Origin of the sequence: Aidingimonas lacisalsi, from assembly GCF_008079445.1 — a bacterium.
Classification (GTDB): Bacteria; Pseudomonadota; Gammaproteobacteria; order Pseudomonadales; family Halomonadaceae; genus Aidingimonas; species Aidingimonas lacisalsi.
Genome location: NZ_VRYH01000002.1, coordinates 67,775 through 94,367 on the forward strand (window position 1 = coordinate 67,775; position 26,593 = coordinate 94,367).

The 26,593-nt window shown below is 60.0% G+C and carries 28 protein-coding genes; 20 read left to right on the forward strand and 8 right to left on the reverse strand.

The annotated features are described in order from the left end of the window. The first annotated feature begins 30 nt into the window (after nt 1-30). The 4 genes from FVV99_RS03560 to FVV99_RS03575 are packed head-to-tail and all read left to right on the forward strand — an operon-like array spanning nt 31 to nt 3,816. Nucleotides 31-1,299, forward strand: a complete 1,269-nt coding sequence (locus tag FVV99_RS03560; protein ID WP_236645283.1) for an ABC transporter substrate-binding protein — start codon at nt 31-33, stop codon at nt 1,297-1,299. Further along, nucleotides 1,287-2,264, forward strand: a complete 978-nt coding sequence (locus FVV99_RS03565; protein WP_148252677.1) for a PQQ-dependent catabolism-associated beta-propeller protein — start codon at nt 1,287-1,289, stop codon at nt 2,262-2,264. Before FVV99_RS03560 ends, FVV99_RS03565 begins: the two co-directional genes overlap by 13 nt. After that, the gene (locus FVV99_RS03570; protein WP_148252678.1) at nt 2,264-3,016 is read left to right on the forward strand and encodes an ABC transporter ATP-binding protein; all 753 of its coding nucleotides are present in this window, start codon (nt 2,264-2,266) and stop codon (nt 3,014-3,016) included. The genes FVV99_RS03565 and FVV99_RS03570 overlap by 1 nt, the downstream gene beginning before the upstream one ends. Beyond that, entirely contained in the window at nt 3,013-3,816 is an 804-nt protein-coding gene (locus FVV99_RS03575; protein WP_148252679.1) for an ABC transporter permease, read from the forward strand. The genes FVV99_RS03570 and FVV99_RS03575 overlap by 4 nt, the downstream gene beginning before the upstream one ends. Nucleotides 3,817-3,831: 15 nt before the next feature. Here the strand turns inward: FVV99_RS03575 and FVV99_RS03580 are convergent, their stop codons facing one another. The 6 genes from FVV99_RS03580 to FVV99_RS03605 all read right to left on the reverse strand — a co-directional run bounded on the left by FVV99_RS03580 (nt 3,832) and on the right by FVV99_RS03605 (nt 7,701). Next, nucleotides 3,832-4,233: a c-type cytochrome gene (locus FVV99_RS03580; protein WP_148252680.1), complete on the reverse strand. Its 402-nt coding sequence runs from the start codon at nt 4,231-4,233 to the stop codon at nt 3,832-3,834. Further along, on the reverse strand, nt 4,224-4,586 hold the full coding sequence (locus tag FVV99_RS03585) for a hypothetical protein (RefSeq protein ID WP_148252681.1): 363 nt from the start codon (nt 4,584-4,586) through the stop codon (nt 4,224-4,226). Before FVV99_RS03585 ends, FVV99_RS03580 begins: the two co-directional genes overlap by 10 nt. 110 nt (nt 4,587-4,696) lie before the next feature. After that, entirely contained in the window at nt 4,697-5,446 is a 750-nt protein-coding gene (locus FVV99_RS03590) for an ABC transporter ATP-binding protein (RefSeq protein ID WP_148252682.1), read from the reverse strand. Then, nucleotides 5,443-6,189, reverse strand: a complete 747-nt coding sequence (locus FVV99_RS03595) for an ABC transporter permease (RefSeq protein ID WP_148252683.1) — start codon at nt 6,187-6,189, stop codon at nt 5,443-5,445. The genes FVV99_RS03590 and FVV99_RS03595 overlap by 4 nt, the downstream gene beginning before the upstream one ends. After that, complete coding sequence (locus tag FVV99_RS03600) at nt 6,186-7,145, reverse strand: ABC transporter substrate-binding protein (RefSeq protein WP_236645284.1); 960 nt, start codon at nt 7,143-7,145, stop codon at nt 6,186-6,188. Before FVV99_RS03600 ends, FVV99_RS03595 begins: the two co-directional genes overlap by 4 nt. Nucleotides 7,146-7,335: 190 nt before the next feature. Continuing rightward, nucleotides 7,336-7,701 carry a hypothetical protein gene (locus FVV99_RS03605; RefSeq protein ID WP_148252684.1) on the reverse strand — a complete coding sequence of 122 codons (366 nt, stop codon included), beginning with the start codon at nt 7,699-7,701 and terminating at the stop codon, nt 7,336-7,338. A 145-nt stretch (nt 7,702-7,846) separates the two neighbouring features. Between FVV99_RS03605 and FVV99_RS03610 the strand changes: the two genes are divergently transcribed. The 14 genes from FVV99_RS03610 (at nt 7,847) to tal (ending at nt 22,468) form a co-directional block, all read left to right on the forward strand. After that, nucleotides 7,847-8,800, forward strand: coding sequence for a sugar-binding transcriptional regulator (locus tag FVV99_RS03610; protein ID WP_148252685.1), 954 nt, complete (start codon nt 7,847-7,849; stop codon nt 8,798-8,800). A 218-nt stretch (nt 8,801-9,018) separates the two neighbouring features. Next, a complete protein-coding gene (locus FVV99_RS03615) occupies nt 9,019-10,329 on the forward strand; it encodes an ABC transporter substrate-binding protein (protein ID WP_148252686.1) in 1,311 nt (436 codons plus the stop codon). A 73-nt stretch (nt 10,330-10,402) separates the two neighbouring features. Beyond that, nucleotides 10,403-11,290, forward strand: a complete 888-nt coding sequence (locus FVV99_RS03620; protein WP_148252687.1) for a carbohydrate ABC transporter permease — start codon at nt 10,403-10,405, stop codon at nt 11,288-11,290. A gap of 15 nt (nt 11,291-11,305) precedes the next feature. After that, nucleotides 11,306-12,124 (forward strand): carbohydrate ABC transporter permease, encoded by an 819-nt coding sequence (locus tag FVV99_RS03625; protein WP_148252688.1) that lies wholly within the window; start codon nt 11,306-11,308, stop codon nt 12,122-12,124. 10 nt (nt 12,125-12,134) lie between these two features. Further along, nucleotides 12,135-13,286 carry an ABC transporter ATP-binding protein gene (locus tag FVV99_RS03630; protein ID WP_148252689.1) on the forward strand — a complete coding sequence of 384 codons (1,152 nt, stop codon included), beginning with the start codon at nt 12,135-12,137 and terminating at the stop codon, nt 13,284-13,286. 14 nt (nt 13,287-13,300) lie between these two features. After that, nucleotides 13,301-13,996, forward strand: a complete 696-nt coding sequence (locus FVV99_RS03635) for an HAD family hydrolase (protein ID WP_148252690.1) — start codon at nt 13,301-13,303, stop codon at nt 13,994-13,996. Between the two features lie 48 nt (nt 13,997-14,044). Further along, nucleotides 14,045-14,827, forward strand: a complete 783-nt coding sequence (locus FVV99_RS03640) for an L-iditol 2-dehydrogenase (RefSeq protein WP_148252691.1) — start codon at nt 14,045-14,047, stop codon at nt 14,825-14,827. 2 nt (nt 14,828-14,829) lie between these two features. Further along, nucleotides 14,830-15,783 (forward strand): sugar kinase, encoded by a 954-nt coding sequence (locus tag FVV99_RS03645; protein WP_148252692.1) that lies wholly within the window; start codon nt 14,830-14,832, stop codon nt 15,781-15,783. Beyond that, complete coding sequence (locus FVV99_RS03650; RefSeq protein WP_148252693.1) at nt 15,780-17,087, forward strand: D-tagatose-bisphosphate aldolase, class II, non-catalytic subunit; 1,308 nt, start codon at nt 15,780-15,782, stop codon at nt 17,085-17,087. Before FVV99_RS03645 ends, FVV99_RS03650 begins: the two co-directional genes overlap by 4 nt. Further along, nucleotides 17,084-17,833 (forward strand): GolD/DthD family dehydrogenase, encoded by a 750-nt coding sequence (locus tag FVV99_RS03655; protein WP_148252694.1) that lies wholly within the window; start codon nt 17,084-17,086, stop codon nt 17,831-17,833. The genes FVV99_RS03650 and FVV99_RS03655 overlap by 4 nt, the downstream gene beginning before the upstream one ends. Before the next feature lie 28 nt (nt 17,834-17,861). Continuing rightward, entirely contained in the window at nt 17,862-18,485 is a 624-nt protein-coding gene (locus FVV99_RS03660; protein WP_148252695.1) for a nucleoside triphosphate hydrolase, read from the forward strand. A gap of 19 nt (nt 18,486-18,504) precedes the next feature. Further along, a complete protein-coding gene (locus FVV99_RS03665; protein WP_148252696.1) occupies nt 18,505-19,980 on the forward strand; it encodes a mannitol dehydrogenase family protein in 1,476 nt (491 codons plus the stop codon). Between the two features lie 14 nt (nt 19,981-19,994). Beyond that, the gene (gene xylB / locus FVV99_RS03670) at nt 19,995-21,485 is read left to right on the forward strand and encodes a xylulokinase (protein ID WP_148252697.1); all 1,491 of its coding nucleotides are present in this window, start codon (nt 19,995-19,997) and stop codon (nt 21,483-21,485) included. Nucleotides 21,486-21,529: 44 nt separating this feature from the next. Continuing rightward, nucleotides 21,530-22,468, forward strand: coding sequence for a transaldolase (gene tal / locus FVV99_RS03675; protein ID WP_148252698.1), 939 nt, complete (start codon nt 21,530-21,532; stop codon nt 22,466-22,468). Nucleotides 22,469-22,542: 74 nt separating this feature from the next. On the opposite strand, the gene FVV99_RS03680 is transcribed toward tal, so the two are convergent. Then, nucleotides 22,543-23,538: an LLM class flavin-dependent oxidoreductase gene (locus FVV99_RS03680; protein ID WP_148252699.1), complete on the reverse strand. Its 996-nt coding sequence runs from the start codon at nt 23,536-23,538 to the stop codon at nt 22,543-22,545. A 199-nt stretch (nt 23,539-23,737) separates the two neighbouring features. On the opposite strand from FVV99_RS03680, the gene FVV99_RS03685 reads away from it, so the two are divergent. Then, nucleotides 23,738-25,360: a BCCT family transporter gene (locus tag FVV99_RS03685; protein ID WP_148252700.1), complete on the forward strand. Its 1,623-nt coding sequence runs from the start codon at nt 23,738-23,740 to the stop codon at nt 25,358-25,360. Nucleotides 25,361-25,428: 68 nt separating this feature from the next. Beyond that, the gene (locus FVV99_RS18505; protein ID WP_161598954.1) at nt 25,429-25,596 is read left to right on the forward strand and encodes a hypothetical protein; all 168 of its coding nucleotides are present in this window, start codon (nt 25,429-25,431) and stop codon (nt 25,594-25,596) included. 21 nt (nt 25,597-25,617) lie between these two features. On the opposite strand, the gene FVV99_RS03690 is transcribed toward FVV99_RS18505, so the two are convergent. Continuing rightward, a complete protein-coding gene (locus FVV99_RS03690) occupies nt 25,618-26,490 on the reverse strand; it encodes a PhzF family phenazine biosynthesis protein (RefSeq protein ID WP_148252701.1) in 873 nt (290 codons plus the stop codon). Between the last annotated feature and the right edge of the window lie 103 nt (nt 26,491-26,593).

Consider the following 26,593-nt stretch of genomic DNA (forward strand, 5'->3'; position numbering starts at 1 on the left):
TGGCCCATCGAGACAATGCAGGAGAGCCTCATGACAAGAACGACAATGACGATGTGTTCGGGAAACTCTCCGAGGTGCTTGGCCGGCGTTGAGCGTCGGGGCATCGTCATCGCGGCGCTTCTGGTCGGCCTGGCATGGCCGGCCTGGGTGACGGCGCAGGATGAGAATGACCAGGAGACTGCCACTATCACCATCGGCTATCTAGGGCTGGAACGCGATCCGGATAGGGAGCCGCTGTCGGTGATCGAACCGATTCCCGAACAAGAGGGGCTCGAAGGAGCGCGTCTGGCGATTTCCGATAATAATGCCACCGGGCAGTTCATCGGCCAGGAGTTCGAACTCGTCGAGTCGGTCGTCGCTCGGGACGGTGATGTAGCGAAGGGACTCGAAGCGCTCACCGACAAGGGGGCCGAGTGGATCGTCAGCGGTCTTCCTCGTGAGGCATTGGCAACCGTACTGGACAGTGAGGCACTGGGCGATCGTATCGTATTCAACGCCATGGCTCCCGACGACGAACTGCGTGGTGACGCCTGCCGCTCCAACCTGTTCCATACGACGCCCAGCCGCCGAATGCTGGGGGATGCGTTAGCCCAATACCTGGGTTACAAGGAGTGGAACGATTGGGCACTGGTCTATGGCAATACCGAACAGGATGACGCACTGGCCCAGGCATTTCGCGACTCGGCAGTACGTTTCGGCCATGACATCGTCGACGAGAAAATGTGGCCTCACGAGCCAATGGCACGCCGTGCCGAGGGTGGCTTTCATGCCATCCAGCGCGAAGTGCCGGCCTTCCTGCAGGATATCGAGACGCACGATGTTCTGGTGGTGGCCGATGAGACGGATTACTTCGGCGAATACCTCCCTTACCAGACAGATCTGCCGCGGCCGGTGGTCGGCACCCAAGGTCTGGCCGTCACGGCCTGGCATCGCGCTCATGAATCATGGGGGGCCGTCCAGTTACAGCGACGATTCGAGGAGCAGGCCGAGCGCTGGATGACACCCAGAGATTTCGCGGCCTGGTTGGCGGTACGCTCGCTGGGGGAGTCGGCGGCACGGATCCAGTCTACCAAACGCGACGCGGTGCTGGACTACATGCTCAGTGAGGAATTCGAGTTGGCGGGCTATCTTGGCTATCCAGTCAGTTATCGCACCTGGAATCACCAATTGCGCCAGCCAATTCTGGTGACAGGACCACGCATGGTGGCGTCGGTATCGCCGCAGGAAGGGTATTTGCATCCGCGAACGATGCTGGATTCGTTGGGCGCTGACGAGGGAGAAACCCAATGCGATTTCTAAGATCCACCTTGGTGACGGCGTTGGGGACCTTGCTGCTCACGCCGATGATGGCACATGCCGAGCGCATTTTCGTGTCCAACGAGAAAGACAACACCGTCTCGGTCATCGATGGTGAATCACTGGAAGTGGTCGAGACCATCGACGTTGGGCGCCGTCCTCGCGCCATGGTATTCAACAATGATGGTACGGAGCTGTTCGTGGCGGTTGGTGATGACGAGGCAATCGACATGATCGACCTGGAGACGCTGGATGTGGTTCGTACCCAATCCTCCGGGGAAGATCCGGAAGTGATCCGTGTCGACCCCAATCAACCTTATATCTATGTTTCCAACGAAGATGACAACATCGTGTCGGTACTCGATTACGAAGAGCGGCGTCGTGTCGGCGAGATTCCCGTCGGGATCGAACCCGAAGGTATCGGTGTCAGTTCCGATGGCAAGTGGCTGATTGCCACGACCGAAACGTCCAACATGGCGCATGTCGTCGATCTGGATGAAATGGAGGCGGTCTATCACCGGCTGGTGGGAGCACGTCCACGCCATGCTGAATTCAATCATGACGACAGCGAAGCCTGGGTGTCGGGGGAAATAGCCGGTACGGTATCGGTTCTGGACAGGGATGATGCCTTCAACATCAAGCATACCGTGCGTTTCGATGTTCCGGGCGTGCCGCGTGAAACCGTTCAGGCAGTCGGGGTGGAAATGACCTCGGACGGCCGTTATGCATTCGTGGCCCTGGGCCCCTCCAATCGTGTCGCCGTTGTCGATCAGCAGACATATGAAGTGCTCGATTATATCCTGGTCGGGCAGCGCGTCTGGCATCTCGCACTCAATGAGGACGAGAGCCGGCTCTATACGACCAACGGGGTCAGCGGTGATGTTACGGTGATTGAGGTCGATGGTTTCGAAGCGATCAAGTCGATTCCTGTGGGTCGCTTCCCCTGGGGGGTGGTGGTCGAGCCGTGATGGCGGATGAGATAGCTCGCTCGCCAGCGCTGGAAATCCATGACCTGGGTTTCGCCTACGGCGCGACTTCTGCGCTTGATCATGTCGAGTTGCGTATCGCCGCAGGTGAGTTCGTCGTGCTGCTGGGCCCCAATGGTGCCGGGAAAACGACGCTTTTTTCGTTGGTTACACGCCTGTATGACTCACGCCAGGGAGTCATCGCAGTGGAGGGACATGACCTTCATCGACACGCGATCGAGGCGCATGCGCGCATGGGTGTGGTTTTCCAGCAGCCCACACTTGATCTGGATCTCACGGTCAAACAGAACCTGCTGTATCACGGAGCGTTGCATGGCATGACGCGAGGCCTGGCATACCAGCGTGCCATGGAGCAACTTTCCCGGATGCAGATGCAGGAGAGTCTGCATCGCCGGGTGCGGCAGCTCTCCGGCGGTCAGCGTCGGCGTGTGGAAATCGCCCGCGGCTTGTTGCACTATCCCCGCCTTCTGTTGCTCGATGAACCGACTGTCGGTCTGGATATCTCTTCCCGCCGAGCACTGGTCGAGCATGTCCATGAACTCTGTGCCGAGCAAGGTGTAGCCGTCTTGTGGGCCACCCACCTGATTGATGAAGTCCATGCTCAGGATCGTGTCATCGTGCTCGATCGGGGACGCATCATGGCCGATGGGCGCGTGGACGATATCACGGCCGCTCAGGGCGTCGAGACGATCGGGGCCGCCTTCGACCGACTGGTGGACGAGGAGCCATCATGAGGGTAGGCGCCTACTGGCACTGCATGCGAGGCGTGGTCGGCCGCGAGCTGTTGCGTTTCGTGCATCAACGCAGCCGTTTCATCGCCGCTCTGGTCCGGCCGCTGGTGTGGTTGTTCGTGTTTGCGGCGGGGTTTCGAATGGCGCTGGGCGTGGCCATGATCGATCCCTACGAAACCTACATTCGCTACGAAGTGTATATCGTCCCCGGCCTGGTGGGCATGATCCAGTTATTCAACGGCATGCAGAGTTCGTTGTCGATGGTCTATGACCGCGAAATGGGCAGTATGCGGGTCTTGCTGGTCAGTCCGTTTCCCCGTTGGTATCTACTGATCTGTAAATTGCTGGCCAGCACGCTGGTGTCCATGGTCCAGGTCTATGTCTTCCTGCTGATCGCTTATCTATACGGTGTCCAGGCACCGTTGGCCGGCTATGCATACATCCTGCCCGCCTTGCTGGTCACCGGGTTCCTGGTCGGGGCCTTGGGAATGCTGCTGTCGACGTTTGTCCGCCAATTGGAGAACTTCGCCGGTATCATGAACTTCGTTATCTTTCCCATGTTCTTCCTGTCGTCGGCCCTCTATCCTTTGTGGCGTATTCGTGAAGGGAGCTATCTGGTCTATCAGATAGCGTCATTCAACCCGTTCACCTATGCGGTGGAAATGATACGCTTTGCGCTCTACGAACAACTCAACCTGACGGCCTCGGGGATCGCCTTGGCGACGACGGTCGTCCTGCTCGGTCTGGCCATCTGGGGATATGATCCCGCTCGTGGCATGCTGGCGCGTAAGGGCGGCGAGTAAGCGCACGGGTAGCGGCTACTCCGCTGAGTCGTCAGGCAGCGTGGCGGTTTCCAGGTAATGAATGACCTGTTCTCGCGATGCCTCGTCAAGGCCCCAGAATACCATGGCGGTTCCCGGTACCAAGGTCTCCGGGTCGGCCAGGAAACGGTCGAGCGTCTCCGGTGTCCAGCGATGCGTTGCGTCATGCATGGCCTGTGAATAGGGAAAATCGTCCAGGCTACCGGCCGGTCGATTCATCAGACCATCCAGGCTGGGACCGGCCCGATGGATACCGGGTTCCAGGGAATGGCAGCCACTGCACTGATCGCGAAACAGACGCTCGCCTTGGCGGTATGTTTCCGATTCGGCCATGGTCAGAATGGGGGCGGCGGCAACCCCCAGTACCAGGGACAACCCGCCTAGACGCCTCAGAAGCATTGCAGGTCGGCTTCCGTCTGGGCATTGCGAAACTCGTTGAGTTGTTCCTCCATGCCATGCTCGCTGCGGAAGAGTACGCCGAGTTCCCCCCGCTTGTCGTGCATGCTCATGATCGTCTCGACTTCTTCGTACTCGCCATAAGGGACGAGATCGGCAATGACATCGATGCTGCACGAACATTTCTGCATCGTCAGGTAATCCTGGCCATTGGCTGCCATACACCCGATGACGTAATCGACCCGGGCGGCGGTGGGATAATCGTGCTCGTCTTCATGAGCCAGCGCCGAGTGGCTGGTGAGTACCAGCGTCCCCAGGCCAAGGAGGGCGAGGCTCAGGGTCCGAATCGTTGTCATTATTCGTGCCGGGTACATATTTCCCCCTGATCGTGAGTGGCGTCTCGGTAACTTGCTGACTTCAACGTATGGCACTTCACCGCGTTTCGCCATCCTCTTCTGGTATGACGTCACTCGGTATGCAGCGTCCCCGCCAGTAGATGTGGATAGTGCTGGCCCAGCTCCGCCTGCAATGCGGAGACGGAGGAGTCCTCTCGACGCCGAGGGCGTTCCAGTGGGACGCGAAAATCGAGGATGAGCCGACCCGGCGATGTCGATAGAAACAGGATGCGGTCCGCCAGCGCAAGGGCTTCACGCAGGTCGTGGGTGACGAACAGGACCAGCGGCCTGTCACGTTGCCATAATGCCTGGAGTGAGTCCCTCAAACGATCGCCGGTAGGCATGTCCAGGGAGACGAAGGGTTCGTCCATCAGCAATAAGCGAGGTGTCACCACGAAGGCTCTGGCCAGAGCCAGACGGCGCTGCATGCCGCCGGATAGCTGGTGTGGCCAGGCATCCAACGCGTCGCCGAGGCCGACGTCCGTCAACAAGGCAACGGCACGCTCGGTATCCGCAGGGCGCTGTACCAGACGGACGTTGTCCAGGCTGCTCAACCATGGCATCAGGCGTGGCTCCTGAAACATGATGCCCAGTCTTTCCTCGGGATGTCTGCCCTGATCGAGAGGCCTGTCGTTCCAGCGAATGCCGCCGGAAAACTGGTCATCCAGGCCGGCGATCAAGTGAAGCAGGGTACTCTTGCCGGCCCCGGATGGGCCGACCAGGGCAACGAATTCACCGGCATGCGCCGTGAACGACAAGTCTTGCAGTACCACATGGCTGGCGAATCGCTTCTCATGCACAGCCACCGACAGTTGATTCATCCACGCCACCTCGTGAGCCGACGTTCCAGCGGTCGCATGATCAGCGCTTCGATCACCAGAATGACGCCGGCGAAAGCCAGGGTATAGGCCAGAATGCTGGTGATATCGAAGAACTGGTAATAGGAGTGCAGTTGAAAGCCGATACCATTGCTGCGCCCAAGCAGTTCGACCACCAGCACGATTTTCCAGATCAGTGCCAGTCCTCCACGGGCTGCTGCCATCAAATAGGGGTAGAGCTGGGGCAGATAGACCGCTGACAGGGTGGTCAGCGAGGGTAATCGGTAGGCGTGCGCCACGGCGAGTAACTTGGGATCCACGGCCCGGGCACCTTCTCGTACGGTGACCACGACCGTAGGAATCTTGTTCAAGGCCACCGCCGTGATAGCAGCCACCTCGGTTAGCCCGAACCAGATATAGCACAGGATGATCGTCACCAAGGCCGGAATATTGAGCCCCAGGACCAGTGCTCCATCCAGGGCGACATCGAGACGCCGATAGCGACCCATGGCGATCCCGATGGCCGTTCCCAATGTCATGGCCAGCAGGAAACTGACCAGCACGCGTCCCAGCGTGATCGACAGGTGGTAGGGTAGTTCACCGCTCAGGCTATGCTGCCAGGCACTGGCCAGCACCCATTGCGGTGGCGGCAGCCGGGTGGAGTCCACTAACCATGCGGCCAATGCCCACAGGCCGATTAATCCCAACATGGAGAGGCTGCGCACGAGCGAGGGTACCACCGTCATGGTAAACGAAATCCATCCCAGAACAGCGTGGTATCCAGGCGTTGCATGCCGCCTGCCAATTCACTTCCACCTTCCGCCGTCAGAATATCGAAAAGCTGCTCGGCGGCGTCGATCTGCGCGTCGCCATAGTGGCTAGGGACTCCCTCTCGGTACCCCGACTTGATCGCTTCGAACATGGCGTCATCGTCGGGTTTGACGAGAGGGCGTAGCGGTTCCCAAGCGTCGTCCGACTCGATCAACAGTCGCTTCGCCTCGTAAGTGGCGGCCAGGAACGCCTGCAAGGTCTGGCGGTTGTGTTTGGCCCAATCGTCGGCAAATACCCAACCTAGAAGCGGGGGGACGGTATCGATGCCCAGTTCACCCAGCATGGATTCGATGGTCAGCAGCGGTTGCATGCCTTGTGCCTCGAGGCGGGCATTGTAATGCCAGAAGTTGATGGCTGCCGGTAGCTTGCCATCGAGCATCAGGGCGTTGATCATCGGTGGGGCGGCAAAGGTGGGGGCAACGGCTTTATGCAGTGCCAGACCTTCGACCTCGCGTGCATAAGCGCGAAGCAGTAACCAGGTCTTGTCGTTAGCGCCGCCCGCGATGCCTAGCGATTTGTCGCTCAGTGCCTCGAGCGAGTCGATACCGTGCTGGGGATTCACCATGACGGCCCCCACCGAGAGGGAGAATGGTGCGAACTGATAAGCGCGACCGGCATGACGTTGACGAGCCACCCATAGCCAGTCGGACACGATCAAATCGACGCGGCCGCCCTGGAGTGCCACGGCCAGCGCGTTTTCAGAGGCCAGCGGAACGATTTCCAACTCGATATCGTCGTCGAGTAGGCCGTGTCGTTCTACCGTTGCCAGTTCCCAACTCACGGTACCGAATTGCAGGACGCCGACGCGCAGGGTTTCGGCATGCGCCAACGGGGCGGACATGGCGATCATTCCCCACAGGGCGATCACCATGAACGAGCGGCTCCTCCGGCGGTGGGCGCGCAGCCGCCATGAAAAAGGATGAAACATGAACCGGCCTCCCTCACCCCTCTCTGTCCCGAACAGGGGATTCTTGTGATTCTCACGGGAGTATAGGAAGGCATGGAACGGGTGACATCCCGACCATCACACTTGTCGTCAACGGGAGCTGAGGCGAGGGTGCTCAGCGTTTGTCGTCATCTTTTACTTCATACTGCCCATCCAGGACATCATGTTGGACCGAGGACGAGTGATGTGATTCAGAGCCCGTGGCACCGCCCCCGATATTGCTGGCCTGTTCGGCACGCATGCGCTCCATGCGCTTTTTCATGCGATAGCGTAGCAAGGGGAGCATCGCCCAGCCGATCAACAGGAAGAACAAGCCCAACAGGGTTCCGACGATCATCAGGACACCGAACAGTAACCAGGTGACGACCAAGCGGAAGCCACTGACCCTGCCTCGGGGACGTGCCTGCTGCGCGCGTTCACGCCAGCGTTGAGCCGCCTGCCAGGCAGCGTTGTTATGGGGGTCGCGTTGATGGTTGGTCATGACGACTCACAGATTGCGGGAATGTGGAACATTGGATGGCAAAAGCCGCCATGTGTTCAGTATCGACCCAAGATCGGTCGTTGTAGTTGACCGATTGTCTTGCGATCATCAGTGACTTTAGACCTCAGCAGAGAGGCTCGTCGACATGGATAAGTTCGATTTGAAACTCGATCAAGCGGCACGGGCGGCTTGGCTGTCGTATGTCGGCGGTCGTACCCAGGACGAGATTGCCAGTCAGCTCGGGGTGTCGCGCCCCGGTGTCCAGCGTTTGCTGGCTCTGGCGCGACAGGAGGGGCTGGTCAAGGTCCATATCGACCATCCATTGTCGAACTGCATGGTCATGTCGGATGCCATTCTCAAGGCATTCGATCTGGAGTTCTGCGATATCGTGCCGGCTGATGCACAAACCACGGATAATTCGTCTCACTACCTGGCAGTAGCCGGCGCGGAACGCCTATCCCGCTATATCGACCGCAATGACCCTTTAACGTTGTCGCTGGGAACGGGACGCTCCGTGCGTGCAACCGTCGAAGCCTTGAGCCGCGTGGAGCGTCCTCAGCATCGTTTCGTCTCACTAGTGGGCAACATGGCGCGCGACGGTTCCTCCAACCGCTACGATGGCGTGATGGTGCTGGCGGACAAGACCGGAGGCGACCGTTTCCTGTTGCCGGCGCCAGTCGTGGCTGGGTCGGTGGAAGAAAAACATGCGTTGCTGGGACAGCGTCTGATCCAGGCCGTGGCCGACGTGGCCAAGCAGGCCGAAGCCGGCTTCATCGGCATTGGCCGAATCGACCGACACGCCACCTTGTTTCAGGACCATTTCATCAGCGAGGGGGAGCTCGAGGAACTCCTGGAACTCGAAGCCGTTGGTGAGTTGTTGGGATGGCCGATGAACCAGGCTGGCGAGTTGATCGACTGCTCGACATCCCAGCGGGTCACGAGTCTGCCGCTAGCGATGCTGCGCGAACAGACCCTCATCGGTCTGGCGGGCGGTCGCGACAAGGGGCCTGCCATTCTGGCGTCGCTGCGGGGCGGTTGGCTCAAGGGGCTGGTGACGGATGAGCATGCGGCACGCTATATCGTCGATGCGGGGCTCTAGTCGTCATGATGCCGCCACGGTTCATCTAAAGTATAAGTCGAGGGTCTTTGCTTTTTTTTGAATCCTATCCGATCATTTGATCGATCGATGATTAAATTGATCAGATCGGTTCGCGCTGTTTTCAGCGTCACGCCATCCATCAGAACGACGACATTGACAACAATGATTCATACCACGCCGATAACAACAGGGTTAATCGCCCCAGAAAGGAGCATGTCATGAAGTTAGTCTACGCTATTCCCGCGGCGGGGATCGCTGCCTTGACCTCCGCCTATGCCAGCGCTGAAACGATTACCATAGCCACTGTGAATAACAACGATATGGTCATCATGCAGGAGCTCTCCGATCGCTTCGAAGAGGCCCACCCGGATATCGAACTGGATTGGGTCGTATTGGAAGAAAACGTGCTGCGCCAGCGCGTTACCAATGATATTGCCACCGGTGGCGGTCAATTCGACGTCATGACCATTGGTACCTATGAGGCACCGATGTGGGGCGAGCGCGGCTGGCTCGAACCACTGGATGACCTACCCGACGATTATGACGCCGATGATCTGATCAAGCCGGTGCGTGATGGCTTGAGCTACGACGGCGTGATGCAGGCACTGCCGTTCTATGCCGAAAGCTCGATGATGTATTACCGCACCGATCTGTTCGAGGAACAAGGTATCGAGATGCCCGACCAGCCGACCTGGAGTCAGGTGCGCGATTGGGCCGAACAGCTTCACGATCCCGACAATGACCTGGCCGGCATCTGCTTGCGTGGCAAGCCGGGCTGGGGGGAAAACATGGCGTTCGTGTCGACCTTGGTGAACACCTTTGGAGGCCGCTGGTTCGATGAAGACTGGAATCCCGAACTGAACTCCGAAGAGTGGCAGAACGCGATCGAGTTCTATGTCGAACTGCTGGGCGAATATGGTCCACCAGGAGCCAGTTCGAATGGCTTCAATGAAAACCAGGCCTTGTTCTCCAGTGGCAAGTGCGCCATGTGGGTCGATGCGACCTCTGCCGCCGGCCGTATCTACGATCCCAGCGAGTCGAGAGTTGCTGATGATCTGGGCTTCGCACCGGCACCGATAGCCGAAACGCCCAAAGGGTCGCATTGGCTGTGGTCCTGGGCACTGGCGATTCCCGCCTCGTCTGAATCCAAGGAAGCTGCCAAGACCTTCATCACATGGGCGACCTCCAAAGAGTACATCGAATTGGTCGGTGAAGAGGAAGGCTGGACCAGCGTCCCCCCGGGAACGCGTCAATCGACCTATGAGAACGAGAACTATCAGGAAGCCGCTCCCTTTGCCGATTTCGTGCTGAATGCCATCCAGGAAGCTGACCCCACAGACTCTACACTTGAGCCCAACCCGTATCTGGGCGTGCAGTTCGTTGGTATTCCCGAGTTCCAGTCGATCGGAACGCAGGTTGGCCAGCAGATTGCCGCAGCGCTGTCAGGCCAGCGGTCCGTCGAGGATGCCCTGAACTCGGTTCAGCGGTCGGTGACGCGTGATATGGAACGCGCCGGCTACCTGGATTGATCCATGGTGTCATCAGTGGCCGGGCTTTCCGGCCACTGATCCCCTGACTTTCCGACACCCGAGTAGGTGAAACATGCGTACACGAGCTTCCGGGCGAACGGTCGGAGGGCTGCGTAGCTTATCGCTTCAGGCTCCCGCTGTGACGCTACTGCTGTTGTGGATGCTGGTCCCCCTGGGCATGACCCTGTGGTTTTCGTTCCAGCATTACAACTTGTTGATGCCAGGCGACCCCAGCTTCGTCGGGCTGGAAAACTACCGATACCTGTTTACCGACCCGTCACTGTGGCGAGCCATGGGCAATACGTTGGTAATGGTTGGCTGGATCCTCGTGATCTCTGTCGGTGGCGGGACGCTGTTGGCGGTGTTGTTTCAGCAGGAATTTCGCGGGCGAGGCATTGCCCGCGTGCTGGCCATTTCGCCTTTTTTCGTCATGCCGACCGTGAGCGCACTCATCTGGAAGAACATGATGATGCATCCCAGTAACGGGGTGCTGGCCTGGTTGATGGAATCGCTTGGCCTACCGGCGATCGATTGGTTCTCCTGGATACCGATGACGTCGGTCGTGATCATCGTGTCCTGGCAATGGCTGCCCTTTGCCTTGCTGATCTTGCTGACGGCGATCCAGTCATTGGACGACGACCAGGTAGAAGCCGCGCGTATGGATGGCGCGGGTCCTGTTGCCATTTTCCGTTTCATCACGCTGCCACACCTGAAACGGGCGATCAGCGTCGTGATCATGATCGAGATGATCTTCCTGCTGACCATCTTCGCCGAAATCTATGTCACGACATCCGGCGGTCCCGGTCTGGCGACCACCAACCTGGCGTTTTTGATCTATATCCAGGCGCTGCTCGATTTCGATGTCGGCATGGCATCGGCAGGTGGAGTCGTTGCCATCATTCTCGCCAATATCGTTGCCATCTTCCTGGTTCGGGCCGTGGCTCGAAACCTGGAAGAGTGACCCGGGAGAACCGTCATGAGTACCGTTCAAACGAAACGTCCCTGGGTCGGTGTACTGGCCTGGTTGGTTGCATTGGTCATCTTTTTTCCAATCTTCTGGATGCTGATGACCGGGTTCAAGACCGAGGCCGACGCCGTTGCCACGCCCAGTCTGTTCTTTACGCCGACGCTGGAGAGCTATGTCGAGGTCCAGGGACGTGCTGACTATCCCAAGCATGCCTTGAACAGCATCGTGGTCTCGTTCGGCTCGACACTGTTCGCGTTGTTGCTTGCGATTCCTGCTGCCTACTCCATGGCGTTCCTGCCCACGAAACGGACCAAGGGCACGCTGTTGTGGATGCTGTCGACCAAGATGCTGCCGCCGGTCGGCGTGCTCATGCCCATTTACCTGCTATCGCGAGATTTGGGGCTACTGGATACCCGTACCGGTCTGATCATCATCTACACCATGATGAACCTGCCGATCGTGGTGTGGATGCTCTATACCTTCTTCAAGGATCTCCCTCGCGACATTCTCGAAGCAGGGCGAATGGATGGCGCCAGCACGTTTCAGGAAGTGACGCTGTTGCTGATGCCGCTGAGTCTGCCGGGTATCGCGTCGACAGGTCTGCTCTCCATTATTCTGAGCTGGAACGAAGCCTTCTGGAGTCTCAACCTCACCGCGTCCAATGCCGCTCCGCTCACTGCTTACATTGCGTCGTTCTCGAGTCCCGAAGGGTTGTTCTGGGCCAAGCTGTCGGCGGCCTCGACCATGGCCATTGCGCCGATTCTGATCTTTGGCTGGATGACTCAGAAACAGATGGTACGTGGCCTGACCTTCGGCGCCGTTAAATAAGGATTACGTCATGGCAACACTAGAACTCAAGAACGTCGTCAAGACGTTCGACAAGACCCAAGTGATTCAGGGTGTCGATCTCGAAGTGAACGACCGGGAATTCGTCGTGTTCGTTGGCCCCTCCGGCTGTGGGAAATCGACCTTGCTACGGATGATTGCGGGTCTGGAAAGTGCCACATCCGGTGACATCCTCATCGGGGGAGAGCGCGTTAACGAGGTGGCGCCGGCAGATCGGGATTTGGCCATGGTCTTCCAGAGTTATGCGCTATATCCGCACATGACGGTGGCGGACAACATGGGGTTCAGCCTGCGTCTGGCCAAGGTGCCAAAGGAAGAGAGGCGCAGGAAAGTCGAAGAAGCTGCAGAAATCCTGCAACTCGGACCGCTGCTGGATCGCAAGCCCAAGGCACTGTCGGGAGGGCAACGTCAACGCGTGGCTATCGGCCGCGCCATCGTGCGCAACCCCGGTATCTTCCTGTTCGATGAACCGCTCTCGAATCTGGATGCCGCCTTGCGCGTCAAGATGCGGGTCGAGTTGGCGCGTCTGCACGACGAACTCGATGCCACGATGATCTATGTGACCCACGATCAGATAGAGGCCATGACGATGGCGGACAAGATCGTGGTGCTCCAGGATGGCATCGTCGAGCAGATCGGCTCCCCCATGGAGCTTTATCATCATCCCCGCAACTACTTCGTGGCTGGCTTCATCGGTTCACCGAAGATGAATTTCCTGTCCGTCGAGGCCGTGGCCTGCAGTGCCTCGGGCGTTACGGTCCGGCTTCCCAATGGGACTGAATGTGACGTGGCCGTGGATGGTTCTGCTCACCAGGCGGGAGCGCCTTTGACACTCGGCATTCGGCCTGAACATCTGGTATTGGACGAGCAAGGGCTGCTAGCGGGGGAAGTGCAAGTCATAGAGCGCCTGGGGGGAATGACTTCTCTGCATATTCAGACGGCAGATGAACTGCTGACGCTGGTGGCGGATGGCGAAGTGACGCATCGCGTGCATGATCAGGTCTGTTTCGGCTTCCCACCGACTCGGGCCCATCTCTTCGGTCAGGATGGGATGGCTCTGGCCAGCCTGCACCGCCATCCACTCACGGAGGTCCAGCGACAGGAAAACAGTGCGTCCACCCATGGCCGGTCTCAGACCCCATGACTTCGGAGCCCGCCATGGAAACTTTGATCTTCGATTGCGACGGCGTTCTTGTCGATAGCGAATGCCTGGCGGAGGGCGTGCTCTTGGAGCGGCTCGGCCAATGGCTGCCGGACCTCCATCCGGAAGTGGAATTGCGCCAGGCTCTGGGCATGACGACGTCGGCAATCCTGGCGCATCTAGAGCAACGGAGTCGCCATCGCTTGCCGGCCGATGCCCTGGAACGTATCGATGCGGCTATCGAGGTACGCCTGGCGCGTGAACTTCGACCTGTAACCGGCGTTGCCGCCAGCGTTTCCAGGTTGCCCTTACCGATGGCGATAGTCTCCAACAGCAGCCGTCGGCGCGTACGCGCTTCGCTGGAAACGACCGGCCTCGTGGAATGGCTGGATGATGCGCCGCTCTTCACTGCCGAGCAGGTCGAACGACCCAAGCCGGACCCGGGGGTGTATCTGCTGGCGGCCAGCAGTCTGGGCAGCGAGCCGGCCGATTGCCTGGTGATCGAAGATAGCGTATCCGGTGTCACCGCAGCTTGTGCTGCCGGCATGACGGTCATCGGTTTTCTCGGTGCGAGTCATATCGAGCCGGGACATGATCAACGTCTGCTTGATGCCGGGGCCTGGCGGGTGATGACCCGCATGGATGAACTGGATGTCCTGTTGGCGCATTGGCAGCAGCGCCCCTTATCCCGGGAAGTGGACCCCGGCGATTGATCGGTCCCGGTTCCCAATACCACAAGCCCAACAAAAGAGGACGACAGAATGACATTGCAAGACAAGGTGGCTGTTATCACCGGTGGTGCCAGAGGTATCGGGTTGGCAATCGCCCAACGCTATCTACATGAGGGGGCGCGTGTGGTCGTTGCCGATATCGATCCGTCATCCATCGACTCGGCAGTCGCACAACTCACTAGTGAAGCGAATGGCCGCGTGCTGGGTGTCACGCTCGATGTCTGTGACCGGGAGTCCGTCGCTACCATGATCAGGACGGTCACGGATCAGTGCGGCGGTATCGATATCCTGGTCAACAATGCCGCCGTCTTCGATATGGCGCCGGTACTGGAGGTTACCGAGGAAAGCTACGACAAGCAGTTCAATGTCAACGTCAAAGGGTTGTTCTTCACCTTGCAGGCGGTGGCTCAATCCATGGTAGACCGCGGCCAGGGCGGCAAGATCATCAACATGGCATCACAGGCGGGGCGACGCGGTGAGCCGCTGGTCAGCATGTATTGCGCGACCAAAGCGGCAGTCATCAGCCTGACGCAATCCTGCGGTCTGGCACTCATCAAGCACGGTATCAACGTCAATGGTATTTCGCCTGGCGTGGTCGACACACCGATGTGGGAAGACGTCGATGCGCTGTTCGCACGTTACGAGGGACGTCCCCTCGGCGAGAAGAAACGTCTGGTGGGTGAAGCCGTCCCTTACGGTCGTATGGGATTGCCGGACGATCACACCGGTGCAGCGGTATTCCTGGCATCCAGTGACAGCGACTATGTCGTCGCGCAAACGCTGAATGTCGATGGCGGCAACTGGATGAATTGATCATGTTCGATATTGCAACGAGTGGCGAGTTGCTCGCTGAATTCATTGCTGTGAAGCGCAACCAACGTTTCGACGAGACCGGCGATTTTCGTGGTCCTTTCCCGAGTGGTGCGCCGGCGATTTTTGCGTCGCAAGCGGCACGCATGGGAGCGAATGTGGCCTATGCCGGTTGCGTCGGCCATGACGGGTTCGGTGACATGATCCTCGATCGGCTACGCGGCGACGGTATCGATGTCGAGGCCGTGCAGCGTGATGCGCAGCGTCCGACGGGCACGGCCTTCGTGACCTATCATGATGATGGCAGTCGCCATTTCATTTACAACATTGCGCATAGTGCCGTGGGCCAGCAGGCCTTGTCGCCGGAGCGGCTGAAGCATCTGGCCGCTAGCCGCTTCTTCCATGTCATGGGGTCGTCCCTCTCCTCGCCGGAAGCCATCGATATCGTCCGACGCCTGGTGGGTGCCGTGAAGGCCAATGGCGGGCGGATCAGTTTCGATCCCAATATCCGTCCGGAGCTCGTCGCCAGCGAACCTGTAAAAGCGGCGATTCTGAATATGCTCTCTGAATGCGACATTTTCCTGCCCAGCGATGCGGATATCGATTGGCTGCGTGAGCAGGGCGAAACCCTGGAGATGACGGTCCAGCGCCTGATGGCTGCCCATCCCATGTCGCTGGTCGTGCTCAAGCAGGCGGCACAGGGGTGTCGCGCTTTCAGTGACAACCAGACATTGACGGTAGCGGGGTTGACCGTCGAAGAGGTCGACCCGACCGGTGCCGGGGACTGTTTCGGCGGGGCGCTCGTCGCTTCGCTGGCGCAGGGCAAGTCGCTGGAACGGTCACTCGAATTGGCCAATGCCGCTGGTGCCCATGCCGTGACGTGCGTCGGACCGATGGAAGGCTGCAGCGACTTGTCGCAGCTTGAACCTCGGTTGGCTTCTGCAGGAGGCGGCCAATGAGCGATTCCATTCTCGATACCATTGTCGACGCCAATCGGCAGGGCGCACTACGCGGTATTTACTCGGTGTGTTCGGCGCACCCGCTGGTGCTGGAAGCGGCCTTCGATCGGGCCGTGAGTGATGACTCGCCACTGCTGGTCGAGGCGACCTGTAACCAGGTGAACCAGGACGGGGGGTACACCGGCCAGACGCCGGAAGACTTTCGTCAGGCGGTCCTGACGATAGCCCATCAGCGCAGGTTCGAGATAGCCCGGCTCGTCTTGGGAGGAGATCACCTGGGACCCTCTCCCTGGCAGCATCTGCCCGCCGAGCAGGCGATGGCCAACGCGGAAGCCATGGTGGCCGCCTATGCGCAAGCCGGCTTCGAGAAACTCCACCTGGATGCCAGCATGGCCTGTGCTGATGACCCGGTGGCGCTGGATGACCGCGTCGTTGCCGAGCGAGCCGCCCGGCTCTGTCAGGCGGCGGAAACGGCGGCCGGTGATCGGCGGTCACGATTGCGTTACGTGATCGGTACGGAAGTGCCGACGCCGGGAGGGGCCCAGGAGCATCTCGACACAGTGGAAGTGACATCGACCGCGGATCTGCGCACCACGCTGGAGACGCACCATCGGATCTTCACCGCTAGCGGCCTCTCGGCGGCCTGGTCGCGGGTTCGTGCCGTGGTGGTGCAGCCGGGCGTGGAGTTCGGACACACCGAGGTGGTCGATTTCGTACCGGAGGCAGCGGCCGAACTGAGTGACGCCATCACGGGCTGGCCGAACCTGGTATTCGAGGCCCATTCGACCGATTATCAGACCCCAGCCGCCTATCGTGCGCTGGTCGCAGGCCACTTCGCTATCCTCAAGGTCGGCCCGGCCTTGACCTTCGCCATGCGCGAGGCGTTGTACGCACTCGATGCCATTGCCCGAGAAGCACCCGGCATCGAGACGGTCGATCTGCGTACGACGCTGGAGCGGACCATGACCGCCGATCCGCGATATTGGCAGGCTTATTATCATGGCAGTTACGCCGAGCAGCAGTTTGCCCGTCATTTCAGCCTGAGTGATCGAATCCGTTACTACTGGACCCGCTCCGAGATAGCCGAGGAACTGGAACGGCTGTTCCAGGGGCTGGAAACGCGACCGATTCCCCCGACGCTGATCAGTCAGTATCTGCCCAATCAGTATGCGGCCATCCGCGCCGGCGAACTGGCAGACGCTCCCCGGTCGCTGGTACGCCATCGTATCGGCGAAACGCTGGCCGCCTACGCCCAGGCCTGTTTCCCCCAGTCAGTCCCGGATACCAGGAGAGTCGAGTCATGAGCAATATCCGTTTCGATTTCAGCCATCGGGTAGTGTTGATCACCGGGGCGGCGAACGGTATCGGCAAAGCGATGGCAACGCGCTTTGCCGAGTGCGGCGCCTCCCTGGTGCTGGTCGACCGCAGTGATGCCGTCGTCGAGCTGGCGAGGTCGCTGGGTCAAGCACACATGGGGGCTGTGGTGGATGTCACCGATGAGGCCGCCTGTGAGTCGTTGTTCGAGGAGATCGACCAGCGCTTCGGACGCCTCGACATCCTGGTCAATAATGCCGGGATCGGGCCACTGGAAGCCGCCGAGTCGATGTCCAGCGATCTCTGGGATGCGACTCAGGCGGTCAATCTTCGCGGGGTGTTTCTCTATAGTCGCGCAGCCGGCCGGCGCATGCTGGATCAAGGCAGCGGCCGGATCATCAATCTTGCCTCCCAGGCGGCCAGTGTCGGTCTCGAGGGACATCTGGCTTACTGCACCAGCAAGTCCGGTGTGCTGGGCCTGACGCGAACCCTGGCCCTGGAGTGGGGGCCGCGAGGTATTACCGTCAATGCCGTGTCACCGACCGTCGTCGACACCGAACTGGGACGCTATGGCTGGGCAGGCGAGAAGGGCGAGCGCATGCGCGGCCTGATTCCCACCCGCCGCTTCGCCGATCCCGATGAGATCGTGGCCGCCATTCAGTACCTGGCCGCCGATGAGGCGGCCATGATCAATGGCGCCGATCTTCGCATCGACGGCGGTTATACCGCCTGGTGACGACAACTTATCACGGGGAGGTACCACTGTGACGCCGGATATTTCCACCATGGCGACCCGCCTGCGGCAAGCGGCCGGTGAACGACAACGATTCATCGTCGCACTGGCCGGTCCGCCGGGGGCTGGCAAGTCCTTCCTGTCGACAGCGCTATGCCAGGCCCTCAATGAGCAGGAGATGGGCATCGCCGAGATCGTGCCGATGGATGGCTATCACTTCGACAATGCCGTCATCGAGCCGCAGGGGTTGCTGCCGGTCAAGGGCGCGCCGGAAACCTTCGATGTCGATGGCCTGCTGCGCGACCTGGCACGCCTCCGGGCCGCCGACCGCAATGTGGCGGTGCCGATCTTCGACCGTCCGCTCGACCTGGCGCGTGCCGGTGGCCGTATCATCCAGACCAGTCATCGTATCGTGCTGGTCGAGGGGAATTACCTGTTGCTCGACAAGCCCCCCTGGACAGGCCTGGCCCCCCTTTTCGACATGACGATCTTCATCGACGTGCCGGAAGACGTCATCGAAGAGCGACTGATCCAGCGCTGGCTGGACATGGGGCAGGACAGAGAGGGCGCGGAAGAGCGCGCCCGCTTCAAGGACATGATCAACATGCAACTGGTCAACGCCCATTCGGTGGCACCGGACATGATCTGGCGTTGATGGCCAACAGGAGTCGAACATGCTCGCACTGAACAACAACAACGTGTCGCGTCTCGATGCGGCGGTCGCCGCGCCAACCTATGACCGTGGTGCAGTGACGCCCGGCATCGTGCATATCGGGGTGGGCGGGTTTCACCGCGCTCACCAGGCCATGTATCTCGATAGCCTGATGAATCGTGGGCAGGCGCTGGACTGGGGGATCGTCGGCGTCGGTGTGATGCCCGGTGACAAGCGCATGCAAGAGGTGCTGTCGAGTCAGGACCACCTCTATACATTGGTGGTCAAGCATCCCGACGGTCACTACGCCCCCCGGGTGATCGGTTCGATGATCGATTACCTGTTCGCGCCTGATGATCCCGACGCCGTGATCGAAACCATGGCCGATCCCGCGATCCGTATCGTCTCCCTCACGGTGACCGAAGGCGGTTACAACTTTCACCATGTCACCGGCGAGTTCGATGTCGACAACCCGGATGTGCAGCATGACCTGGCCAATCCGAGCTCTCCCCGAACCAGTTTCGGGTTGGTGGTGGAGGCGCTCAAACGCCGTCGTGAGCGCGGTATCGCCCCGTTCACGGTGATGTCATGCGATAACATCCAGGGTAACGGCCATGTCGCCGGTCGGATGTTCACGGCTTTCGCCCGTCATCGTGACCCCGAGCTCGGAACCTGGGTGGCCGCTGAAGTCCCCTTTCCCAATTCGATGGTCGATCGAATCACGCCGGTGACGTCCGCCCGGGACATCGAGGAGGTCGCCACCCGGTTTTCGCTGCAGGATGCCTGGCCGGTCGTCTGCGAGCCGTTCACCCAGTGGGTGCTCGAGGACCGTTTCATCATGGGGCGCCCGGCTTTCGAGGAGGTCGGCGTGCAGGTGGTAAGCGATGTCGAACCCTACGAATTGATGAAGCTTCGACTGCTCAATGCCAGTCATCAGGCGTTATGCTATTTCGGCTATCTCGCCGGCTACCGCTACGCCCATGAAGTCTGTCAGGATGCCTTGTTCGTCGACTTCCTGCTCGACTACATGCGTCACGAGGGGGCTCCGACACTGGAACCGGTTCCGGGTGTGGATCTGGAAACCTATCGTCAGACCCTGATCGAGCGATTTGCCAATCCGGAAATCAAGGACACGCTGGCCCGCTTGTGTGCCGAGAGTTCCGATCGTATCCCCAAGTGGTTGGTGCCGGTGATTCGTGAACAACTGGACAGCGGTGGCGAAATGCATCGGGCAGCGGCGGTGGTTGCCAGCTGGGCACGCTATGCTGAAGGGAAGGACGAACAGGGCGAGCCGATCGAGGTGGTCGACCGCCTCAAGGAGTCATTGATGGCACTGGCTGCCGACAATCGTAGCCGACCGACTGCGTTCATCGAGAACCGGGAACTGTTCGGCGATCTGGCCGATCAACCGAGGTTTCGCGACGCGTATCTCGCCGCACTGGACAGCCTTTACCAGCAGGGTGCCCGGGCGACCGTGGCATCGCTGGTCAATCCGTGAAGGAGCCGAGGCGAATGTATCTGGGAGTGGATTGCGGTACACAGAGTACCAAAGTCGTGGTGGTCGATGTCGACCAGGGGGTGATCCGTGGCGAAGCCAGCCGGGAACACTCGCTGATCGAAGGCGACAATGGGCGGCGTGAGCAGCATGTCGAGGACTGGATCGCTGCTCTGCGCGGCGCCTTTCATGCGGCTCTGGAAGTCGCCGGGGTCCCGACCAAGGCCATTCGCGGCATTGGCGTATCCGGCCAGCAGCATGGGATGGTGGCTCTGGATCGGGAGGGGCAGCCACTCTATCCGGCCAAGTTATGGTGCGATACCGAGACAGCCACGCAGAATGCCGAACTGGTCGAGCGGCTAGGGGGCGAGAGTGGGTGTCTCGATAAGCTGGGGCTGGTACTGCAAACCGGGTATACCGCTTCCAAGCTGGCCTGGTTGCGTGAAATGCACCCCGAGGCCTATCAGCGTCTCGATACCCTGCTGCTACCTCATGACTATCTCAATTTCTGGCTGACCGGCGAACGAGTGGCTGAAGCCGGCGATGCTTCAGGCACCGGTTATTTCGATACCTGTCAACGACGTTGGCGTGAAGACGTCTTTGCCATCATCGCTCCCGAACTCGATCCGCAACGGGTACTGCCTCGACTGATCGACTCCCACACGCCGGTAGGCTACGTACGACCCGCCGTCGCCCGTGAACTGGGGTTATCCGAAGACGTCGTGGTCGCCAGCGGCGGAGGTGACAACATGATGGGGGCGATCGGGACCGGTAATATCACCCCGGGTCTGGTGACGCTCAGCCTGGGAACGTCGGGTACGGTATGTGCCTATTCACCGGAACCCGTACGCGCTGAGAATGCCATGGTGGCCAATTTCTGTTCCAGTAGTGGCGGTTGGTTGCCGTTGATCTGTACCATGAACGTGACATCGGCGACCACGAGGGTCCGCGAGATGTTCGGTTTCGATCTGACGACCTTCGGCGAGCAAGTTGCCCGTGCCCCGGTCGGGGCTGAGGGCGTGACGATATTGCCGTTCTTCAACGGGGAGCGGGTGCCGGCGCTGCCTCAGGCATCGGCGAGTTTCCTGGGGTTGACCAGCCGCAATGCCACGGCGAGCAACCTGTGTCGTGCCGTGGTGGAGAGTACGACGTTCGGTATGCGCTATGGACTCGAGATGCTGGGTGGGCTCGCGGATGGTGTCAGCCAGATTCGTCTGATCGGTGGCGGGGCCAATAGTGCCATCTGGCGGCAGATGGTAGCCGATATTACCGGCACCGAGGTGGTCTGTCCGCAGATTACCGATGCGGCGGCCTTGGGTGCGGCACTGCAGGCCGCCTGGTGCGAACGTTATCATGAGGGCGTGACGCTGGCGTCCCTGTGTGAGCAATTGGTGCATCTCGATGGGCGCTCGCTCGCCATTCCCGATCCGACTCGCGTCGAGGCCTACCAGGACGTCTACGCCCGCTACCGGCAAGTACTCGCGACTCACCATGGCATCGCCTGGTGACAGTGCGTGCTTCAATCATCATTTCCTCAATGACAGGAGGGGCCATGACATCTCAACTGGATGCCCTGAAGGCATTATCTCTGGTGGTCGCCGATACGGGCGATCCCGACGCTATTCGCCGCTATCAACCCCAGGACGCCACCACCAACCCGTCGTTGTTGCTCAAGGCGTTCGAGTTGCCCGGTTATCAGGCCCTGATCGACAAGGAATTGGCGGTAGTACGTGATGCGCGTTCAGACCGCCAAGCGCAAGTGGATCATGCCGTGGATCGACTGGCCGTCGCCATGGGGGCCGAGATCACGCAGCTGGTTCCGGGAAGGGTATCGACCGAGGTAGCGGCCAAGCTGTCGTTCGATACTCAGGCGAGCATCGCCAAGGCCCGTGAACTGGTGGCGCTGTATGAGGAGAAGGGCGTTTCACGCGAACGCCTCCTGATCAAGCTGGCCTCTACCTGGGAAGGTATTCGTGCGGCCGAAGTGCTCGAACAAGAGGGAATCAACTGCAATCTGACGCTGCTGTTCAGCGACGCCCAAGCCCAGGCATGCTTCGATGCCGGCGTGTTCCTGGTTTCTCCCTTCGTTGGCCGGGTCACCGACTGGTACAAGAAAGAGACCGGCAAGGACTACACCCCGGAAGACGACCCGGGGGTGAATTTCGTGCGCAATGTGTGCGCGCTCGCTGGTCGCGGCGGTTATGAAACCGTGGTGATGGGAGCGAGTTTCCGTAACACCGGGCAGGTTCTGGCCCTGGCCGGTTGCCACCGGTTGACGATTTCCCCCGCACTGCTCGAGGAATTGGCCGGTCGTGAAGGCGAGGTGGAGTGCAAGGTGTCCTTCCCGCCGGTCGATGAGCGACCCGCGCCGCTGGATGAGCCGACGTTCCGCTGGGACCACAATCAGGATGCCATGGCCAATGACAAGCTGGCGGAGGGGATTCGTCGTTTCGCCGACGATCAGCGCAAGCTGGAGACACTGATCGACTAGCGATTGTCAGGGTAATTCCCTCCCGCAAGCCGCTGGCGACGCATGCCAGCGGCTAGGCCGGTGTCGTATCGTCTTCATGACTGCCAGACGTCGGCAACGATGTCGTAGCTGCGTAGCCGGTCCGTCTGGGCATACACATCGGTATTGAGCATCAACTCGTCGGCACCGGTTTGTGCCAGGAAGTCCTCAAGCCCCTGGCGGACCGTATTCGGCCCACCGATGACGGCTGCGCCCAGGAATTGCTCGACCGATGCTTTCTCCCGGGCATTCCAGTCGAGGGATTCCGTCGGGGGCAGTGCCCGTGTGCTGCGCCCACGAATCAGGTTGAGGAATTTCTGCTGCGCGGTGGTGGCCAGGTAGTGGGCGTGTTCGTCACTATCGGCGGCGATCACTGGCATGCCGACCATGGCATAGGGAGTGTCGAGCACCTCGGAAGGGCGGAACTGGTCGCGGTACAAGCGCAGGGCGTCGAGCATGTAGCCGGGAGCGAATTGGGCCGCAAACGCGAACGGTAGGCCCATACGTGCGGCCAACTGCGCACTGTAGCCGCTTGAACCCAATAGCCAGAGTGGGACATGAGTGCCCTGGCCCGGTACCGCTTTGACTTGCTGGCCGGGTGTCGCGTCATCCAGATAGTGAGCGAGCTCGTCCACCATCTCGGGAAAATCATTGACCCCTGCATGCGGGTGGCGACGCATGGCAGCCATGGTAGCGCCATCGGATCCCGGGGCACGACCGAGGCCAAGATCGATACGGTTCGGATAGAGGGTGGCCAGGGTGCCGAACTGTTCGGCAATCACCAGCGATGGATGGTTGGGCAGCATGATGCCACCACTGCCGACACGAATCCGTGAGGTCTGACCCGCCACGTGGCCAATCAAGACGGCAGTGGCGGCGCTGGCGATGCCATCGATGTTGTGATGTTCGGCGAGCCAATAACGGTGGAAACCCAGCGTTTCGGTATGCTGGGCGAGCGAGACGGTATCGGAGAAGGTCTCGGCGATACTGCCGTTCTGTCGAATGGGAGCCAGGTCCAGAACGGATAGCGGTGTGGTGGCGAGTCGGCTCATAGTGTCCCCGAGGATAAACAGGAATGTCGTGAGTATTGCTTAGCTTGCTTGCTATTTGTCTGTTATGGGGATGACGAGGTCAAATTGCAATTTTCCCGTGCGACATGCCGATCGTGATTGGTAGTCCGGGGGATGGTGCATTACCCTGCCTGGCATCGGAGTCAGCGTATCACGCAGATCCCTTATCAAGGAGCGAGACATGGCCAATTCTGGAGGGCAGCGGGTCTTTGCCGTTTCGGCAGTGATCATTCTGGCGCTGGTCGCTGTCGGAGCGGCATTTCCCGAGCGTTTCGGTAACGGTGCGTCTGCTGCCTTGACGGTAGTGACCGAGTGGTTCAGCTGGTTCTATCTCTTTTCCGTGTTCGGGTTCGTCGTTTTCTTGCTGGGGCTGGCACTCAGCAAATACGGCAAGATCCGTCTCGGCCCCCAGGATAGCTCGCCAAGCTATAGCTTCTTTTCCTGGGTCAGCATGCTGCTGGCAGCCGGTTTCGGCGTCGGCCTGGTGTTTTATGGCATGGCCGAACCGATGTCCCACTTCATGGAGCCGCCGTACGGCGATCGCGAGGCGGAGACTGCGGCAGCGGCACGTTATGCCATTCAATACAGCTTCTTCAACTGGGGCGTGCATCAGTGGGCGGCGTTCTCTCTGGTCGGCTTGATCATTGCCTATTTCCAGTTCCGCAAGGGGCAGGCGGGGCTGGTATCGTCGGTGCTTTCCTCGGTCACCGCCAAGCACCCCAGAGCGCATCGCTATGGCTCGGCGCTGGATGTCTTTGCTGTCGTGGCGACCGTCATGGGCGTGGCGACATCGTTGGGGCTGGGCGTGTTGCAGATGAATGGCGGGCTCAATGCGGTGTTCGGCCTGCCCGAGAATGTACTGTGGCAGTTCATCATTCTCATGGTCATGTTCCTGGCTTATATGGCGTCGACATGGTCGGGGCTGGACAAGGGCATCAAGCGGCTCTCCAATCTCAACATGGTGATGTGCATTGCCCTGATGCTTTACGTGCTGGTGACGGGGCCGACCCTGGCGATTCTCGAGACCATCACCCGTGGCCTGGGCGATTACCTGCAAAATTTCGTGGGGATGAGTTTGCGCACGGCGCCCTACAGTGATGATAACTGGGCCAGTACCTGGACTATCTTCTACTGGGCCTGGGTCATCGCCTGGTCGCCGTTCGTAGGGACATTCATTGCGCGGGTCTCACGCGGGCGTACCATCAGGGAATACGTGTTCGGTGTGCTGATCGTGCCGCCACTGCTGGCCTGTCTCTGGATCGGTGTCTTCGGTGGCATTGCGCTGGAGATGGAGCTGTCCAATGACGTGGGGCTGGCGGCCGCGACTCAGGACAACATCACCGTGGCACTGTTCGAACTATTCGAATTGATGCCGTTTACGCCCGTGCTGTCCCTGGTAGCCATCATGCTGATCTTCATCTTTCTGGTGACGTCAGCCGACTCGGCTTCCTATATCGTGGCGCAGATGACCGATCAAGGTTCGATCAATCCGCCGCTCTACAAGCGCATCGCCTGGGGTGTGCTCATTGCATCAATCTGTCTGACACTGATCGCCTCCGGCGGACTGACAGGACTGCAATCGGCATCGGTACTGTCGGCGTTACCGTTTGCCTTCATTCTGTATGGCATGGTGTTCGTGCTGATCAAGGAGCTGCGGGCGGATCGCAAGTCGATGTTGACCCAACTCTATCGGCGCCATGGCGACACGCCCGTCGGCGCCGATCTCTTCGAGGCCGATATCATGGATGAGGCGGATCGCTATCGTCGTGCACCCGACGTAATCAACCGCAGAATCAACCGCTGACGGCAAGACTGGCGATTTAGCGTACGGGCACTTATGGTATTGAGAGTCGAACGCTGAAAACACAGGTCATGGCTCGAGATACCAAGTCTTCCCGCCGCATGTATGGCGCGACCCGTAGGCCACGGGTCGCGCCGTTCGATCGCTGGTTGAATCGCCTGGTCGATCTCCTGGTCTTGTCGGCCCTGCTGGTCGGTGGAGTGGCTCTGGTGGTCAGTCTGTGGCCAGGGTTGCCATGAGGTGCATCGCGGTGATGGCGGTCAGCGATAGACCCTGCCTTCACCAACGATGACCGCCCGCCCGCCGATGTGGATGGTCATGGCATCATCGGTGTCGCGCTCGACACTGGCATGAATCTGGCTCGGCCGCCCCATTTCCACCCCTTGATCGAACCGCCAATGCCACTGGCCCACGCCTGATTGCCGGGTAGCCAGGAAACCGGCCAGGGCGGATGCAGCGCTTCCCGTGGCCGGGTCTTCACGCAGGTTGCCGATTTCGGTGGAAAACATGCGGGAGCGCCGTGTTGCATCGCCGGTACGGACATGCAGATAGATCTGCTCGATGCCGCTCGGTGATACTGTCCGGTGCCATGATGCCGCCGAGGGTAGCGCCTTTCCCAGGGCGTCCAGGCTGTCCAGCTCGATCAGGTGGAATGCCAGGCCGCAGGAGGCGATCACGGGCTCATCCACGATCTGGGAGAGTGACAGTCCGAGCAGGTCGGCAGCCGTGACACGATCCAATGAACTTGGCTGCAGGTCGACCGGCCGGGCAGTGGTGAAACGGGCCATGTCACTGTCGAATCGTACGTCCAGATCGCCGACACCTGCCTGCAACACCAGCGGGGATTGGCGATCGGCCAGTGCGAGTGACGCCAGCAGGTGAGCCGTACCGATGGTCGGATGTCCGGCGAAGGGCAGTTCGGTGCCGGGAGTGAAGATGCGTATCGGGAACCGGTTATCGGCGGTCTGTGCGCCGATGAAGACGGTTTCCGAGAGGTTCAACTCGGTCGCGATGGCTTGCATCCGTTCGCTGGGGATCCCTGCCGCTTCCGTGAAGACCGCCAGCGGATTGCCCGCGAAAGGCGTATCCGTGAAGACATCGAGCAGGTAGTAACGGTCACCGGTTCTGTTCATTGATTCCACTCCCGCGATCCACGCATGGTATTCAGAAAGACACCTCGATAGATCTTAACCGGCCAGTGAGTGTGAAGCGAGTCGGTGCAGGACGCCCAAGCAG

What these genes read in the sequence shown, in the direction of transcription:
- FVV99_RS03560 (WP_236645283.1), top strand. Translation starts at nt 31, where the DNA reads ATGACAAGAACGACAATGACGATGTGTTCGGGAAACTCTCCGAGGTGC.
- FVV99_RS03565 (WP_148252677.1), top strand. Translation starts at nt 1,287, where the DNA reads ATGCGATTTCTAAGATCCACCTTGGTGACGGCGTTGGGGACCTTGCTG.
- FVV99_RS03570 (WP_148252678.1), top strand. Translation starts at nt 2,264, where the DNA reads ATGGCGGATGAGATAGCTCGCTCGCCAGCGCTGGAAATCCATGACCTG.
- FVV99_RS03575 (WP_148252679.1), top strand. Translation starts at nt 3,013, where the DNA reads ATGAGGGTAGGCGCCTACTGGCACTGCATGCGAGGCGTGGTCGGCCGC.
- FVV99_RS03580 (WP_148252680.1), bottom strand. Translation starts at nt 4,233, where the DNA reads ATGCTTCTGAGGCGTCTAGGCGGGTTGTCCCTGGTACTGGGGGTTGCC.
- FVV99_RS03585 (WP_148252681.1), bottom strand. Translation starts at nt 4,586, where the DNA reads ATGACAACGATTCGGACCCTGAGCCTCGCCCTCCTTGGCCTGGGGACG.
- FVV99_RS03590 (WP_148252682.1), bottom strand. Translation starts at nt 5,446, where the DNA reads ATGAATCAACTGTCGGTGGCTGTGCATGAGAAGCGATTCGCCAGCCAT.
- FVV99_RS03595 (WP_148252683.1), bottom strand. Translation starts at nt 6,189, where the DNA reads ATGACGGTGGTACCCTCGCTCGTGCGCAGCCTCTCCATGTTGGGATTA.
- FVV99_RS03600 (WP_236645284.1), bottom strand. Translation starts at nt 7,145, where the DNA reads ATGGTGATCGCCCTGTGGGGAATGATCGCCATGTCCGCCCCGTTGGCG.
- FVV99_RS03605 (WP_148252684.1), bottom strand. Translation starts at nt 7,701, where the DNA reads ATGACCAACCATCAACGCGACCCCCATAACAACGCTGCCTGGCAGGCG.
- FVV99_RS03610 (WP_148252685.1), top strand. Translation starts at nt 7,847, where the DNA reads ATGGATAAGTTCGATTTGAAACTCGATCAAGCGGCACGGGCGGCTTGG.
- FVV99_RS03615 (WP_148252686.1), top strand. Translation starts at nt 9,019, where the DNA reads ATGAAGTTAGTCTACGCTATTCCCGCGGCGGGGATCGCTGCCTTGACC.
- FVV99_RS03620 (WP_148252687.1), top strand. Translation starts at nt 10,403, where the DNA reads ATGCGTACACGAGCTTCCGGGCGAACGGTCGGAGGGCTGCGTAGCTTA.
- FVV99_RS03625 (WP_148252688.1), top strand. Translation starts at nt 11,306, where the DNA reads ATGAGTACCGTTCAAACGAAACGTCCCTGGGTCGGTGTACTGGCCTGG.
- FVV99_RS03630 (WP_148252689.1), top strand. Translation starts at nt 12,135, where the DNA reads ATGGCAACACTAGAACTCAAGAACGTCGTCAAGACGTTCGACAAGACC.
- FVV99_RS03635 (WP_148252690.1), top strand. Translation starts at nt 13,301, where the DNA reads ATGGAAACTTTGATCTTCGATTGCGACGGCGTTCTTGTCGATAGCGAA.
- FVV99_RS03640 (WP_148252691.1), top strand. Translation starts at nt 14,045, where the DNA reads ATGACATTGCAAGACAAGGTGGCTGTTATCACCGGTGGTGCCAGAGGT.
- FVV99_RS03645 (WP_148252692.1), top strand. Translation starts at nt 14,830, where the DNA reads ATGTTCGATATTGCAACGAGTGGCGAGTTGCTCGCTGAATTCATTGCT.
- FVV99_RS03650 (WP_148252693.1), top strand. Translation starts at nt 15,780, where the DNA reads ATGAGCGATTCCATTCTCGATACCATTGTCGACGCCAATCGGCAGGGC.
- FVV99_RS03655 (WP_148252694.1), top strand. Translation starts at nt 17,084, where the DNA reads ATGAGCAATATCCGTTTCGATTTCAGCCATCGGGTAGTGTTGATCACC.
- FVV99_RS03665 (WP_148252696.1), top strand. Translation starts at nt 18,505, where the DNA reads ATGCTCGCACTGAACAACAACAACGTGTCGCGTCTCGATGCGGCGGTC.
- xylB (WP_148252697.1), top strand. Translation starts at nt 19,995, where the DNA reads ATGTATCTGGGAGTGGATTGCGGTACACAGAGTACCAAAGTCGTGGTG.
- tal (WP_148252698.1), top strand. Translation starts at nt 21,530, where the DNA reads ATGACATCTCAACTGGATGCCCTGAAGGCATTATCTCTGGTGGTCGCC.
- FVV99_RS03680 (WP_148252699.1), bottom strand. Translation starts at nt 23,538, where the DNA reads ATGAGCCGACTCGCCACCACACCGCTATCCGTTCTGGACCTGGCTCCC.
- FVV99_RS03685 (WP_148252700.1), top strand. Translation starts at nt 23,738, where the DNA reads ATGGCCAATTCTGGAGGGCAGCGGGTCTTTGCCGTTTCGGCAGTGATC.
- FVV99_RS18505 (WP_161598954.1), top strand. Translation starts at nt 25,429, where the DNA reads ATGGCTCGAGATACCAAGTCTTCCCGCCGCATGTATGGCGCGACCCGT.
- FVV99_RS03690 (WP_148252701.1), bottom strand. Translation starts at nt 26,490, where the DNA reads ATGAACAGAACCGGTGACCGTTACTACCTGCTCGATGTCTTCACGGAT.